This window comes from Streptomyces sp. O3, from assembly GCF_054788135.1.
Map to the genome: position 1 here is coordinate 1 of NZ_JBTVYK010000182.1, position 274 is coordinate 274.

1 protein-coding gene is annotated in these 274 nt (G+C 42.3%); it reads right to left on the bottom strand.

What is annotated here, in order from left to right:
• Positions 1 to 274: LapB repeat-containing protein (locus ACX6XY_RS30270; RefSeq protein ID WP_460337879.1), on the bottom strand; the 274-nt coding region annotated here is incomplete at both ends.

A 274-nucleotide genomic window follows, 5' to 3' on the forward strand; every position in this document is an offset into this window, starting at 1 on the left:
CTCCAGAACAGCAGGGTCAAAATTGCTCGTAATGGTGGATCCATCATTCGTCGTTGCGTGGATATCTGTTAAAAATTGTGCAGCAGTTTTGGTAGTTCCTTTTGCGTAGGTTATCGTTGTATCTGCTGTGATAATTGGTTTTTCTGTATCAGCGACAGTAACGGTGATGGTGACTGGATCTGCTTTATTGCCACTTTCGTCTTCTGCGTTTAGCGTTACAGTATAAGTTCCCGCTGTATCCAGATTTACCGCTGTATCAAAATCACTTGTAACT